The organism is Streptomyces sp. SID13726 (assembly GCF_010548375.1).
In the GTDB taxonomy this organism is placed as follows: domain Bacteria; phylum Actinomycetota; class Actinomycetes; order Streptomycetales; family Streptomycetaceae; genus Streptomyces.
Genome location: NZ_JAAGLY010000023.1, coordinates 16,561 through 30,554, shown reverse-complemented (window position 1 = coordinate 30,554; position 13,994 = coordinate 16,561). Strand labels below are relative to the sequence as shown.

General features: G+C 70.4%; 11 protein-coding genes. 6 read left to right on the top strand and 5 right to left on the bottom strand.

Annotated elements, in window-relative coordinates; genetic code table 11:
* Nucleotides 1–27: 27 nt before the first annotated feature.
* The 4 genes from G3I78_RS38035 to G3I78_RS38020 all read right to left on the bottom strand — a co-directional run bounded on the left by G3I78_RS38035 (nt 28) and on the right by G3I78_RS38020 (nt 5,655).
* Entirely contained in the window at nt 28–1,239 is a 1,212-nt protein-coding gene (locus tag G3I78_RS38035; RefSeq protein WP_164433362.1) for an acyltransferase, read from the bottom strand.
* Nucleotides 1,236–3,437, bottom strand: coding sequence for a glycosyltransferase (locus G3I78_RS38030; protein WP_164433360.1), 2,202 nt, complete (start codon nt 3,435–3,437; stop codon nt 1,236–1,238). Before G3I78_RS38030 ends, G3I78_RS38035 begins: the two co-directional genes overlap by 4 nt.
* Nucleotides 3,437–4,240: a hypothetical protein gene (locus G3I78_RS38025; protein WP_203616067.1), complete on the bottom strand. Its 804-nt coding sequence runs from the start codon at nt 4,238–4,240 to the stop codon at nt 3,437–3,439. The genes G3I78_RS38030 and G3I78_RS38025 overlap by 1 nt, the downstream gene beginning before the upstream one ends.
* Before the next feature lie 443 nt (nt 4,241–4,683).
* Nucleotides 4,684–5,655 carry a LysR family transcriptional regulator gene (locus G3I78_RS38020; RefSeq protein WP_164433358.1) on the bottom strand — a complete coding sequence of 324 codons (972 nt, stop codon included), beginning with the start codon at nt 5,653–5,655 and terminating at the stop codon, nt 4,684–4,686.
* An 83-nt stretch (nt 5,656–5,738) separates the two neighbouring features.
* On the opposite strand from G3I78_RS38020, the gene G3I78_RS38015 reads away from it, so the two are divergent.
* The 6 genes from G3I78_RS38015 to G3I78_RS37990 all read left to right on the top strand — a co-directional run bounded on the left by G3I78_RS38015 (nt 5,739) and on the right by G3I78_RS37990 (nt 13,522).
* Nucleotides 5,739–7,046: an MFS transporter gene (locus tag G3I78_RS38015; protein WP_203616066.1), complete on the top strand. Its 1,308-nt coding sequence runs from the start codon at nt 5,739–5,741 to the stop codon at nt 7,044–7,046.
* Nucleotides 7,047–7,202: 156 nt separating this feature from the next.
* The gene (locus G3I78_RS38010) at nt 7,203–8,495 is read left to right on the top strand and encodes an extracellular solute-binding protein (protein WP_203616065.1); all 1,293 of its coding nucleotides are present in this window, start codon (nt 7,203–7,205) and stop codon (nt 8,493–8,495) included.
* Nucleotides 8,492–9,436 carry a sugar ABC transporter permease gene (locus G3I78_RS38005; protein ID WP_164433356.1) on the top strand — a complete coding sequence of 315 codons (945 nt, stop codon included), beginning with the start codon at nt 8,492–8,494 and terminating at the stop codon, nt 9,434–9,436. The genes G3I78_RS38010 and G3I78_RS38005 overlap by 4 nt, the downstream gene beginning before the upstream one ends.
* Nucleotides 9,433–10,257: a carbohydrate ABC transporter permease gene (locus G3I78_RS38000; RefSeq protein WP_164433354.1), complete on the top strand. Its 825-nt coding sequence runs from the start codon at nt 9,433–9,435 to the stop codon at nt 10,255–10,257. Before G3I78_RS38005 ends, G3I78_RS38000 begins: the two co-directional genes overlap by 4 nt.
* A gap of 11 nt (nt 10,258–10,268) precedes the next feature.
* Nucleotides 10,269–12,518 carry an alpha-xylosidase gene (gene yicI / locus G3I78_RS37995; RefSeq protein WP_164433352.1) on the top strand — a complete coding sequence of 750 codons (2,250 nt, stop codon included), beginning with the start codon at nt 10,269–10,271 and terminating at the stop codon, nt 12,516–12,518.
* A complete protein-coding gene (locus tag G3I78_RS37990; protein ID WP_164433350.1) occupies nt 12,518–13,522 on the top strand; it encodes a LacI family DNA-binding transcriptional regulator in 1,005 nt (334 codons plus the stop codon). The genes yicI and G3I78_RS37990 overlap by 1 nt, the downstream gene beginning before the upstream one ends.
* 103 nt (nt 13,523–13,625) lie before the next feature.
* Here the strand turns inward: G3I78_RS37990 and G3I78_RS37985 are convergent, their stop codons facing one another.
* Nucleotides 13,626–13,841 carry a hypothetical protein gene (locus G3I78_RS37985; protein ID WP_164433348.1) on the bottom strand — a complete coding sequence of 72 codons (216 nt, stop codon included), beginning with the start codon at nt 13,839–13,841 and terminating at the stop codon, nt 13,626–13,628.
* Nucleotides 13,842–13,994: the final 153 nt, after the last annotated feature.

Sequence of the window (13,994 nt, the reverse complement as noted above, 5' to 3'; positions counted from 1 at the left end):
GCCGCACTCCCCGCCCCGGTCGCTCCGTCAGCTCCCCTGTGCCACGGCGGCCCGCGGCTTCGCCGCACCGCGCTTCGTCCCGTTCGGCCACAGCCTCGGCCTCCGTTTCGCCGCCAGGTCCTCGATCCACCCGAACGCCAGGATCGCGAGCCCGATCAGCGGCCAGACCAAGAAGAACATCCAGAGCGTGTCCGTGGCGTCCAGCGCCGCGACCGCGCGGTCGCTCTCCATGAAGGGGAGGCGGTAGGCGAGGTCGATGATCGGGACCGTGGCCATGATGAGCAGGTTGTGCCAGAGGTAGATGGTGACGGCCCTGTTGTTGGAGAGGGTCACCAGCTTGTCCCAGCGGGCCAGGCGGCCGGGGAGTTCCTGCCAGGACGGAGAGTACTGGAGGAGGATCACCACGAAACCGAAGGACCAGGCGGCCTGGGCCAGCGGGATGTCGTTCAGGTCCCAGCCCTCGGGGCCGAGATGGCCGGACGCCCACCACAGGCCGAAGGCCATCACCAGGACCGATCCGGAGACGGCGAGATAGCGCGGGACCTTCGCCAGCACCCCTTCGTGGTGTGCGAAACCGAGGACCCAGCAGCTGCCGTAGACCGCGAAGTCGGTGACGGCGTTGCCGAGTTCGCCGGGGATGGTCACCACTCCCGTGCCCACGACCGCCGTCAGTGCCAGCGGAGCGAGCAGCGTCGCCCACGGCACCCTGCGGAACGCCCACAGCAGCAGCGGAGAGGCCACCACGAACCAGAGATACGCGCGGAGGTACCACAGCGGACCCACCGCCTGGTCCGCCCACGTGCTCTCCAGGAGGTCCTTCGGGAAGCCGACCTCCCAGGGGTACGGCGGCGCCCCGATCGGGATGACGTAGTTCACCAGCTCCAGCAGGCCCCACGTGCCGCTGTGGTCCGGGTCCTCCGACAGCTTCCAGCCGCCGAGGAACAGCAGGGGCAGCACCACCGCGCTGAACGCCCAGAGGGGAGGCAGGAGTCGGCGGACCCTGCCTCTGATCACGCTCAGCGCCGGACGCTTCAGCGAGCGCGCCATCAGCGAGCCCGCCAGCGCGAACATCACGCCCATCGACGGGAACAGCACGGTCAGCCACGCCCAGCCGAACAGGTGGTAGAGCACGACCCGGACCAGGGCCAGGGAGCGGAGCAGGTCCAGGTAGCGGTCCCGGCCCGGTGCCTTGGGCGCGGGAACCGCCGCTCGCTGCTCCGCCGTGTATTCCTGTGTCATCCCACCGGCCTCCGGTCGTCGCTCTCACTGCGCGCCCGCTGCCTCGGCACCGGCCCGCCCGGCGCCTCCACGACCCCCGTGCGGCGCAGCTTCTGCCAGCGCAGCCGGCCTCCGGTGAGGGCCGTGATCCAGGACTGGAGCAGCACGACGTACATGAGCTGGCGGTAGAGGATCTGCTGCAACGGCAGCGAGATCAGATGGGTCATGCGCTCCCGGTCCAGCCTGAACGCGTAGGCGGCGCAGACCACTTGGACGGCGAGGACGCCCAGCCAGGCCACGATCGTCTTCTGGGTCGGGCCGAACACGACGCCGTAGAGAAGGAACACGTCGATCAGGGGGGCCAGCAGCGGGGCCACCACCATGAAGAGGGACACCAGGGGCAGGCCCACGCGGCCGAAGCGGCCCGACGGGCCCCGCTCCACCAGCGCGCGCCGGTGCTTCCAGATCGCCTGCATGGTGCCGTACGACCATCGGTAGCGCTGTGACCACAACTGCTGGACGGACTCCGGTGCCTCGGTCCACGCGCGCGCCTTCTCGGCGTAGACCACGCGCCAGCCGTCCCGGTGCATCGCCATGGTGATGTCGGTGTCCTCGGCGAGCGTGTCGTCGCTCATGCCGCCGACGCGCTCCAGGGCGGAGCGGCGGAAGGCTCCCACCGCGCCCGGGATGGTCGGCATGCAGCGCAGGATGTCGTACATGCGGCGGTCGAGGTTGAAGCCCATCACGTACTCGATGTGCTGCCAGGCGCCGATCAGCGAATCCCGGTTGCCCACCTTGGCGTTGCCCGCGACGGCGCCGACGCGCGCGTCGCCGAAGGGCTGCACCAGCTCGCGTACGGTGGACGGTTCGAAGACGGTGTCGCCGTCCATCATCACGATGATGTCGTAACGGGCGTTCGCCAGGCCGCGGTTGAGGGCGGCGGGCTTGCCCGCGTTGAGCTGGCGGACGACCCGGACGTTGGGCAGGCCCATCGCCTCGACGATCCGGGCGGTGCCGTCGCCGGAGCCGTCGTCGATGACGATCACCTCGATGGGGTGCTCGCTCGCCATCAGTGAACGGACGGTGTTCTCGATGCACTTGGCCTCGTTGTAGGCGGGCACCAGCACCGACACCGGCTCGGTGACCGGCTCGCCCCAGCGGAAGTCGCGACGGCGCACCCTTCGCGCGTGCACCCCCGACAGCAGCAGCATCAGCGCGAAGCGGCCGATGACCAGCGAGCCGATGATCGCGAGCCCGACGACCAGCACGTCGGTGATGTGCTCGGAGGCCTGGACCAGGAAGATCCACGCCTTGCCCTTCCACAGCTCGGGCCCGGTGACCGGGGTGTGCGCGGTGGGCGCGTCGAGGGCCTCGGTGAGGTTGTCGAACTCGTAGCCCTTGTCCTGCATCTCGGGCAGGAACCGGTCGAGCGCCTGGACCGTCTGGTGGCGGTCGCCGCCGGAGTCGTGCATCAGCACGATCGCGCCCTTGCCGGGCTTGGGCGTGGCGTTGGTGATGATCTTGCGGACGCCGGGCTTCTGCCAGTCCTCGCTGTCGGTGTTGTTGACGACGGTGATGTAGCCGCGGGTGCCGATGTACTCGGTGACCGGCCAGGACTTGTTGTCCATGGCGTCGGCGAAGGAGGAGTACGGCGGCCGGAAGAGCGAGGTGCGGATGCCGGCCGCGCCGGCGAGGGCGAGCTGGTTCTGCGAGAGCTCCCAGTCGATGCGCTTCTTCGACTGGAAGGACAGGTCGGGGTGGTTGAAGGTGTGCAGCCCGACCTCGTGGCCCTCGTCGACCATGCGCTTGACCAGGTCCGGGTAGCGGGAGGTCATGGTGCCGGTGACGAAGAAGACCGCGTGCGCGTGGTGCTTCTTGAGGACGTCCAGGACCTTGGGGGTCCAGGTCGGGTCGGGGCCGTCGTCGAAGGTGAGGACGATCCGGCGGTCCGGCATCCTCAGGCTGGTGGCGCGTCCGCTGCGGGTGTCGATCACCGGGCCGCCGTCGATTATCTTCTCCGGCACCTTGTCGGTGGAGGCCTCGGCCTGGATGCGGTGGTCGGCGAGGATCTCGCTGTGGACGTAGCCGCGCAGCATCAGCATCGCCATCAGGGCGACGAGGACGAGCACGGGCAGCAGCAGGCGCATGGGCAGGCGACGGCGCCTGGAGCCGTCGGGGGCTCCTGGCGCGGAGCCCGTACGGCGGGTGCGGGATGACATCAGAGGATGTGCTCCGGGGACGGGGCGAGCGGGGCGGCGGAGGGCGCGGCGGGAGCGGAGGTGCCGCCGCTCTGGGTCTCCGACGCGATGGGCGAGGGTGCGGCCGGGCCGTCGGCGACCGTGCCGGGGCCGGCGCTGTCGCCGCCTCCCGTGGTGCCGGACGGGGCCACAGAGGGATCGGGGCTGGTGCTGACGGGCGGGGTGACCGAGGGGCTGGCCGGCGGGGTGACCGGCGCCGACGGCTGGGTCGACGGGCCGGTGCTGACCGACGGGTTGCCGCCCGGCTGGGAGGCCGGCGCCGACGGATCGGCGGACGCCCCCGGCTTGACCGGGCTCACCCCGACCCCGGGCACGGTGGCCCCGGCCCCGGGAACCGGCGTCGAGCCGTCGCTCGCCGTCGGGGTGACCCCGGGGATCACGACCGAGGGGACGGAGGGGTCGGCCGACTCGGCCGGCATCGGGCTGGTGTCGACCTTGCCGGCCGGGGCGTCGTCCTTCGGGCCGGTCATCGGGACCCAGGGCGCGTTGGAGTTGCCGGACAGCAGGGTGACGAGGATGACGACGGCGTAGACCGCGCAGGCGGTGCCGACGGCGATGCCGATCCGGCGGAAGCGGCGGCTGCGGCGCCCCGACTCGTCGACGAAGACCGGGCCGTCGGACCCCTCGGACCCGCCCTCGACCGCCGGGCTGCCCTCGATACGGCTGTCGGGACCCACCCCTATGGCGTCGAGCTGGACGGTCACCTCGTGCGGGTCGTGGGTCTGCCCGGCGACCCCGCCGGACTCCTCCCACGGGTCACGCACGACGGACTTCCGGCCGGGCGGCTCCGGCACACCCCGGGCGCGGTCCGCTCTGGGCGCTCGGTCCGCTCTGGGCGCCCGGTCCGCTCTGGGCGCCCCCGGGAAGTCCCGCCGGCCGCCTGCACCCGGGCCGCCGGTCTCCCCGACGGTCTCTCCGGTTTCCGGGAACGACTGGGTACTGACCCCTGTCGCCCCTGCCGCCCCTGTCGTCGGTATGTCCTGGGTCGCTGATGCGGCCTCGGGCCATTCCGGTTGGGCGTCTTCTCGCCACTTCTTAACGTTCTTCACGCGCACGCACATCCCCCCACGGGACCGTTCCGGGTGCGCATACGACCCTGAGCACAAGCCGGTCGAACCAGGCCCCCACCCGGTCCGAGCGCCCCCCTTATCACACCGTGCTCAGGCCACGAATGTAGCGCACGCGGAGGTTCTGTGTTTGCCGCGTGTCACTTGTGGACGTGCATATGGCGCTCATCAGTGGCCGGAATCCATCCATCGGCGGGCCGTCGGAGCCATCCATGTTCGACGCCGAGTTCGATTGCGGCCCGGCACAGGGCGTCGAATGCGGGATGCACCAGACCCTTGCGCCACACCAGCGACACGGGCGACAGAGGTACCGGGTCGACCAGCGGACGCAGCACCGTGGCGGGCATGGCCGGAAAATCCACGACGGCCAGAATCGGGTTCCGGGTCTTCGCCATGATCCGCTGGAACTCCTCGTCGCCGACCGCGAGCGGGGCCGGCGGGGCGACCTCGATGCCCCGGCCTTCGAACAGCCGACGAGCGAGATCGGTCCATTCCGGAGTGCGCTGATTTCCGGCCCCCGCGTACACGGTCTCGCCCGCGAGCGCGGCCAGCGGCACCCGCTCCAGGGCGGCCAGCCGGTGGTCCTCGGGGAGCACGACCGCCATGGGCTCGAAGCGCACGGGCCGGTGCTCCAGACCCGCCCGCAGCGCCGGATCCAGACCGGCGAACCGTCCGAAGGACACGTCCAGGCGCCCGGCCAGCAGCTCCCCGGCCGCACCGGTCAGCCCGCTCTCGTAGCGGGCCATCAGCTCCTGGTCAGGGGCGAGTTCACGGGCCCGGTGCAGCACCCTGCGGCCGGTGCCCAGGCCCGGGGAGTTCAGGTCCACCAGCAGCGGCCGGGCCTGTCCGAAGGCGGCGAGCAGCTCGTCCTGGGCCGCCAGCGCGCGGCGGGCGTAGGGCACCAGCCGCTCCCCGTCGGCGGTCAGCGTCACCTGCCGGGTGGTCCGCACGAACAGCTCGGCACCGAGCTCCCGCTCCAGTCGCCGCACGTCCCGGCTCAGAGCCTGCTGGGCGACGTAGAGCCGGGCCGCGGCGCGGGTGAAGTGGAGCTCGTCGGCGACGGCGAGGAAGGCGCGCAGGAGACGGGGGTCCAGGTGCTGGGGCGCGGGCATCCGGCGAACTTACAACGCGGGTGCGTGAATCGGTACGGAGAAAGTGTTGGACCCCTTGATCACTCCGGGGCGACGGTGGGCGCATGCCGCGACCGACCCGACCGATGTTCACCATGACCGCCGACGCACTCGTCATCGTCGACTTCGCACCGCGAAGCCCCCGGGGTCCGGGAGGCCCGCAGGACCGGCGCAGCTCCCGCACCCCCGGCCCGTACCGCCGCCTTCTCGCCACCCCCGGCGCCCGCGCGTTCACCATCGGGAACCTTCTCGCCCGGCTGCCGATGGGGATGTTCAGCGTGAGCGCGGTCGTCATGATCGCCGGGACGCGTGGGTCGTACGCCCTCGCCGGCGCCGTCACCGCGACCGGTCCGGCGGCCACCGCGGCGGTCGCCCCGTGGATCGCGCGGCTCGTCGACCGTCATGGACAGGCCAAGATCGCCGTACCGGCGACGGTCCTCGCGGCGCTGGGTTCGCTGGCGCTGCTGCTGTGCGTCCGGCTCGGCGCACCGGCCTGGACGCTCTTCCTGTCGTACGCCGCCACCGCCACGACCCCCAACATCGGCGGCATGTCCCGGGCCCGCTGGGCGCGTCTGCTCGCCGGCGACGAGAAGGCGCTGCATGTGGCGAACTCCTTCGAGCAGTCCGCCGACGAGGCGTGCTTCATGCTGGGCCCGGTCCTCGCGGCCTTCCTGTGCGGGACGTTCTTCCCGGAGGCGGGCACGCTGGTGGCGGCGGTGCTGCTGGTGACGGGCGTGCTGGTGTTCGCGGCCCAGCGCGCGACGGAACCGCCCCGCCGGCCGCACACCACGTCGAAGGCCCCCTTCCGCAGCCCCGGCATCCCTCCCCTGCTCGCTGTCTGCCTCGCGATGGGCGCGGTGTTCGGCTCCATGGAGGTCGTCACCCTCGCCTTCGCCGACGCGCAGGGCCACCGCTCGGCCGCCGGGATCGTGCTGGCGCTCCAGGCGGCCGGTTCGTGCGCGGCGGGCCTGGCCTACGGCGCGACCCGCGGGACGGGGCCCGCCGAGGACCGTTACGTCCGGTGCGTCGCCGCCATGACGGCCCTGCTGACGCTGCCCCTGCTGGCCGCCGCTCTCACCGGCTCGCTGCCCGCGCTCGCGGGCGCGCTGCTGATCGCCGGGATGGCGACCGCCCCGACGATGGTCACCGGGATGACGCTGGTCCAGCGGCGCACCCCGCCCGACCGCCTCAACGAGGGCATGACCCTCGCGGTGACCGGCCTGCTCGGCGGGATCGCCTGCGGAAGCGCGGCGGGCGGCTGGACGGTGGAGCACCTCTCACCGGTGGCGGGGTTCGGCGTTCCGGTCACGGCGGCCGCGGTGGCGCTGATGATCGCGCTCGTTTCGGCCGGATCGTCGAATCGCTTCACCTGATCCTGTGCAACCCATTGACGACTCTTGAAGCCGCACATACGTTCCTTCGTCGAAGCGCTTCGACAGCGGCCGATCGTGGTTCGACAACGATTCGACCCGACGACCCCTGCGCGGCGCCCGGCCCGAAGCACCATCCGACTCCCCCGGAGGTACGGGATGTTGACGGCACGAAGGCGTGTGGTGGCGACGGCGGTGATCCTGACCGGGTCGCTGCTGCTGACCTCGTGCGGAGGCTCCGACAGCGGGTCCTCCGACGGCAAGACGCTCCGGCTCTGGCACTACGAGGGCCCGACCAGCGCGATGGGCATCGCGTGGAAGGAGGCGATCAAGGAGTTCGAGGCCCAGCACCCGGGCGTGAAGGTGGAGTTCGAGGAGAAGAGCTTCGACCAGATCCAGAAGACCGCCCCGATGGTCCTCAACTCCTCGGACGCGCCCGACCTCATGGAGTACAACAAGGGCAACGCGACCGCGGGCCTGCTCTCCAAACAGGGCCTGCTGACCGACCTCACGGCGGAGGCCACCAAGCACGGCTGGGACAAGAAGCTCAGCCCCAGCGTCCGCACCACCAGCCTCTACGACACCAACGGCGTGATGGGCTCCGGCAAGTGGTACGGCGTCCCCAACTACGCCGAGTACACGCTGGTCTACTACAACAAGGACCTCTTCAAGAAGTACGGCATCGCCGAACCGAAGACCCTCCCCGAACTCACCGCCGCCATGGACGAGTTCGTCGCCGAGGGAGTCACCCCGCTCGCCAACGGAGGCGCCGCCTACCCGGCCCAGCAGTACCTCTACCAGCTGGCCCTCTCCAAGGCCGACCGCGCGTGGGTCGACTCCTACCAGCTCTACAAGGGCAGGACCGACTTCCATGACGCGGCCTGGACGTACGGCGCCGAGACCTTCGCCGACTGGGTGAGCAAGGGCTACTTCAGCAAGACCTCAAGCGGCCAGAACGAAGAGGCCGCGGGCGTCTCCTTCACCTCCGGCAAGGCGCCGGTCCTGTTCTCCGGCAGCTGGTGGTACGGCCGCTTCAAGACGGACAACAAGTTCGACTGGGGCACCTTCCTGTGGCCCGACTCGAAGCTCACCCTGGGCTCCGGCGGCAACCTCTGGGTCGTACCGCAGGGTTCGAAGAACAAGGACCTCGCCTACGACTTCATCGACATCACCATGTCCAAGAAGATCCAGAACCTGCTGGGCAATTCGGGCGGCGTCCCGGTCGCGGCCGACGCCTCCGCGATCACCGACCCGCAGTCGAAGACGCTGATCGAGAACTTCAACACCCTTTCCACGAACGACGGTCTGGCCTTCTACCCCGACTGGCCGGTCCCCGGCTTCTACGACGTCCTCGTCTCCGAGACCCAGAAGCTGATCACCGGCAGCGAGAAGCCCGACGGCTACCTCGGCGATCTCCAGGAGGCTTACGACAAGGGCGCGCCGAAGCGATGACGGTGACCGTCGAACGCGGTGCGCGGGCGGTCGGCAAGGGCACTGCCCTCCGGCCCCCGCGCCGCCCCCGCGACTCCTACGCCCTGTTCCTGCTGCCGGGTGCGCTCGCCTTCCTCGCGGTCATCGTGCTGCCGTTCGCGATGAACACGTACGTGAGCTTCACGGACTGGCAGGGCGTGGGCTCCCCCGAGTGGTCCGGGCTCGCCAACTACCGCGAGCTGATGGACGATACGGAGTTCTGGGCGTCCTTCCGGCACAGCCTGTTCATGGTCGTGGCGATGGCGGCGGTCCCCACGGCTCTCGGGCTGCTGCTCGCCGCGGCCCTGTTCGACCACGTCGGCAAGCACTTCGGCACCCGGATCGCCGCCGTGTTGCGCGCCTGCTTCTACCTCCCCCAGGTCCTGCCGATCGCGGTCGCCGGCATCGTCTGGAGCTGGATCCTCGCCCCCGACAACGGCTCCCTCAACGCCCTCCTCAAGGCGATCGGCCTGGGCTCCTGGCAGCAGGACTGGCTCGGCGACCCCGACCTCGCCCTCTACACCGTCATGGGCGTGATGGTCTGGGTCCAACTGGGCTTCCCGCTGGTCGTCTTCATGGCGGGCCTGCAACGCGCCGACCCTCAACTGGCCGAGGCCGCCGAGCTGGACGGCGCCGGCTGGTGGCGCCGCTTCTGGCACATCACGCTGCCGCAGATCCGCCCGGAGATCTACGTCGTCCTGACCTGGTGCTCGATCGCCGCGCTCAAGGTGTTCGGCGCGGTGTACGTGCTGACCAAGGGCGGACCCGGCGGGGCCACGAACGTCCCGTCCTACTTCTCCTTCACCACGTTCTTCGAGAAGACGCAGGTCGGCTACGGCGCCGCGATCTCCACCGTGCTCACGGTGATCATCCTGGCGCTCTCCCTGATCGGTCTGCGGCTCCAGGAGAGGACCGGCTCATGACCACCGCCCTGCGCCGCTACCCGGTGCTGATCGCCCTGTGCGTCGCGGCGCTGTTCATGGTCGTGCCGTTCCTCATCGTCACGGTCAACGCCTTCAAGTCCCCCACCGAGTACGCCCAGAACGGCCCCCTCAGCCTCCCCGACGGCCTCTACACACAGGGCCTCAAGGACTTCTGGGAACGTGTCGACTTCGGCCAGAAGCTCGTCAACTCGGTACTGATCAGCGGCTCGGTGGCGGTCCTGGCCGTGATCCTGTCGGTCCTGAACGCGTACGCGATCGGCATCGGCCGCGTCAAGGGCCACACCTGGGTCCTGGCCTTCTTCGTCCTGGCGAACATGCTGCCGCAGGAGGCGCTGGTCTACCCGGTCTACTACCTCAGCAAGGAAGTCGGCCTCTACGACACCCGGCTCAGCGTGGTCATCGTGTTCACGGTGATCCAGGCAGCCTTCGGCACGTACCTCCTCGCCGCCGTGCTGGGCCAGTTCCCCCGCGAGATCCTCGAAGCGGCCCGCATCGACGGCGCGAACAAGTGGCAGGTCCTGTGGCGGATCGTCGTCCCGGTCAGCCGCCCCACCCTCGGCGTGCTCCTGGTCTTCTTCTTCATCTGGACCTGGAACGAGTTCCTGCTCCCCCTGGTCATGCTGATCTCCAACGACAACCAGACCGTCTCCGTCGCCCTCGGCGTCCTCCAGGGCCAGCGCCTGATGGACGCCACGATGACCAACGCCGCCGCCCTGCTCGGCGTACTCCCCGCGCTCGTCTTCTTCCTCGTCTTCCAGCGAACCCTCACCCGCGGTATCGCCGTGGGTGCCGTCAAGTAAGGACCCCCCACGTGAAGTTCACCGACGGCTACTGGCTGCTCCGCGAGGGCGTCACCGCGGCGCATCCGGCCCAGGTCCACGAAGTCGCCGCGCACGACGGCCGGTTGGACATCCTCGCGCCGACCCAGCCGATCCGCCGCCGCGGCGACCTGTTGAAGGGACCGGTCGTGACGATCAGCGCCCATGCCCCGATGCCGGACGTCATCGGCGTCACCTTCACCCACTTCGAGGGCGAGCAGCCGCAGGGGCCCCAATTCGAGGTCAGGAAGGAGGACTTCACCGCGCACACCGAGTACGACGAGGAGCACGCCACCCTCACCTCCGGCACGCTGTCGGTCCGGGTGGCCCGCACCGGCACCTGGCAGGTCGACTTCCTCGCGGGCGGCCGGCTGCTGACGGGGAGCGGCCCCAAGGGCATGGGCATCATGCGGGACGCGGGCGGCGCCCACTATCTGCGCGAGCAGTTGGGGCTCGCGGTCGGCACGTCGGTGTACGGGCTCGGCGAACGGTTCGGGCCGCTGGTGAAGAACGGCCAGGTCGTCGACGTCTGGAACGCCGACGGCGGCACGGCCACCGAGCAGGCGTACAAGAACGTCCCGTTCTACCTCACGGACGCGGGCTACGGCGTCTTCGTCGACCACCCGGGCAAGGTCTCCTTCGAGGTCGGCTCGGAGGCGGTCTCGCGGGTTCAGTTCAGCGCGGAGACACAGGAGTTGACGTACTACGTCATCTACGGCCCGACGCCGAAGGAGATCATCCGCAAGTACACGGCCCTCACCGGCCGCCCGGCCCTGCCGCCCGCCTGGTCCTTCGGCCTGTGGCTGTCGACGTCCTTCACGACGTCGTACGACGAGGAGACGGTGACGTCGTTCATCGAGGGCATGAAGGACCGCGAACTCCCGCTGTCCGTCTTCCACTTCGACTGCTTCTGGATGCGCGAGTTCAACTGGTGCGACTTCCAGTGGGACCCGCGGGTCTTCCCCGACCCCGAGGGCATGCTCGCGCGACTGCACGCGAGGGACCTGCGGGTGTCCGTGTGGATCAATCCGTACATCGCCCAGAGATCCCCCCTGTTCGCGGAGGGCAAGGCGCTCGGCCACCTCCTGAGGCGCCCCGACGGCAGTGTCTGGCAGTGGGACCTGTGGCAACCCGGCATGGCCCTGGTCGACTTCACCAGCCCGGCCGCCCGCGACTGGTACGCGGCCAAGCTGGAGGCGCTCCTCGCCCAGGGCGTGGACTGCTTCAAGACCGACTTCGGCGAACGCGTCCCGCTGGACGTGGAGTGGTCGGACGGCTCCGACCCCGAGCGGATGCACAACTACTACACCTACCTGTACAACCGCACGGTCTTCGACGTGCTGCGCAAGCACCGCGGCGAGGAGGAGGCGGTGGTCTTCGCGCGCTCGGCGACCGCGGGCAGCCAGCAGTTCCCGGTGCACTGGGGCGGCGACTGCGAGGCGACGTACGAGTCGATGGCGGAGTCGCTGCGAGGAGGGCTGTCCCTCGGCCTATCCGGCTTCGGCTTCTGGAGCCACGACATCGGCGGCTTCGAGGGCACCCCGACGGCGGCCCTCTTCAAACGGTGGCTGGCCTTCGGCCTGCTGTCCTCCCACAGCCGGCTGCACGGCAGCTCCTCCTACCGGGTGCCGTGGCTGTTCGACGAGGAGTCCGTGGACGTACTGCGGCACTTCACCCGGCTCAAGCTGAGCCTGATGCCCTACCTGTACGAGACAGCGCGCACCGCCCACGCCGAGGGTGTGCCGGTGATGCGGGCGATGGTCCTGGAGTTCCCGGACGACCCCGGGTGCGCGCACCTGGAGCGGCAGTACATGCTCGGCCCGGATCTGCTGGTGGCGCCCGTGTTCACCGACTCCGGGGAGGTGTCGTACTACGTCCCGGAGGGCACCTGGACCCACTTCGTGACCGGCGAGACGGTGACCGGACCGCGCTGGGTGCGCGAGCGGCACGACTTCCTGAGCGTGCCGCTGCTGGTCCGGCCCGGCGCGGTGATCCCGGTCGGCGCGGTGGACGACCGCCCCGACTACGACCACGCGGACGGGGTGACCCTGCGGGCCTACGGCCTGGCCCGGGGCGAGCAGGTCACGGTGCGGTCCGGCGAGGTCGCCTTCACCGTCGTACGCGAAGGGGACACGCTGCGGGCGTCCTGCGGTGACCCGTCGGCGCCCTGGGGCCTGGCGGCGGGGGGCAGGACGGCGCGGGCGCAGGCGGGCACCGGGTTCCTCTCCCTGGAGCTGGGCTGATGGTGAAGATCACGGATGTGGCGCGGCGGGCCGGGGTCTCCCCGAGCACCGTCTCCTACGCCCTCAGCGGCAAGCGCCCGATCTCCGAGGAGACCCGGCAGCGGGTCGAGGCGGCCGTCCGCGAACTGGGCTACCGCCCGCACGCGGGCGCCCGCGCCCTGGCCGGCCGGCGCTCGAACGTCCTGGCGCTGGTCGTGCCCTTACGGACCGGCATCCACGTCCCCACCGTCATGGGTTTCGCGGTGTCGGTGGTGACGACGGCCCGCCGCCACGACCACGACGTACTGCTGCTGACCCAGGAGGAGGGCGAGGACGGGCTGCACCGGGTCGCGGACACGGCCCTGGTCGACGCGCTGATCGTCATGGACGTCCAACTGGACGATCCCCGCCTGCCGTTGCTGCGCGCCCTGGAGCTGCCGTCGGTACTGATCGGCTTCCCCGCGGACCCGTCCGGCCTGACCTGCGTCGACCTCGACTTCCGGGCGGCGGGCGAGGCGTGCGTGGAACACCTGGCACGACTGGGGCACCGCTCGGTGGCCCTGGTCGGCTCCCCGCCGGAGGTCTACGTCCGGCAGACCGCCTTCGCCCACAGCGTGGTCCAGGGCTTCACGACCGCCGCCGACCGCAACGGCATGTCCTCGACCGTGCACCCCTGCGAGCCCGGCACAGCCCACGAGACCGCCGAGCGCCTGCTCCGCGAACAGCCCGCGCTGACAGGGGTGGTCGTCCACAACGAGCCCCTGCTGGAACCACTGTTGGACGCCTTCGAACACCTGGGCCTACGAGTCCCGACCGACCTGTCCCTCACCGCGATCTGCCCCGACGAGGTCGCCGAGTCGGCCCGTGTCCCCATCACCTCGGTCGCGGTGCCGTCGGCGGAGGTGGGGGCGCGGGCGGTGGAACTGCTGGTGAGGAAGCTGGACGGGGCGGTTGTGGCGGAGTCGACGTTGTTGGCGCCTTGGATTACGGAGCGGGGGAGTACGGGGCGGCGGACGGTGGTGTGAAGAGGAACGGACCGCTCGGTGTTCCCGTGTCCGCAGTTGACGCCAGTGACACAGGTGCCCCTCTCCCGGCGAGCGGGAGAGGGGCACCTGTGCGTACTGCCCGTCAGCCTTCCGGTACAGCAGCGTCCTGGACAGCCCTCACCAGGCCGTCTGCCAGGGCGAGCGCGTTCTCGCGGTAGAAGCCGAGCTGGGTGTGAAAGGCCTCTTCCGACGCGAACATGCTGGGCACGGACAACAGCACGGCATGCAGGACGTGAAGGTCCGCCACGGTCAGTAGCACTTGCTCACCGGTGTCGAGCATCTCGGCGAGCCGCTCCAACCGTTGTCCGTCGCATCCGGCCCGTACCGTGAGCGCGGGTTCGCCCTCACGCCGATGGGCGAGCCACAGCAACGCACCGTGCAGAAGCGGGCGTTGTGCCCCCGCGAACCGGACGGAGAAACCTGTGCCTTCCTGACGTACGAACGGCCTGTC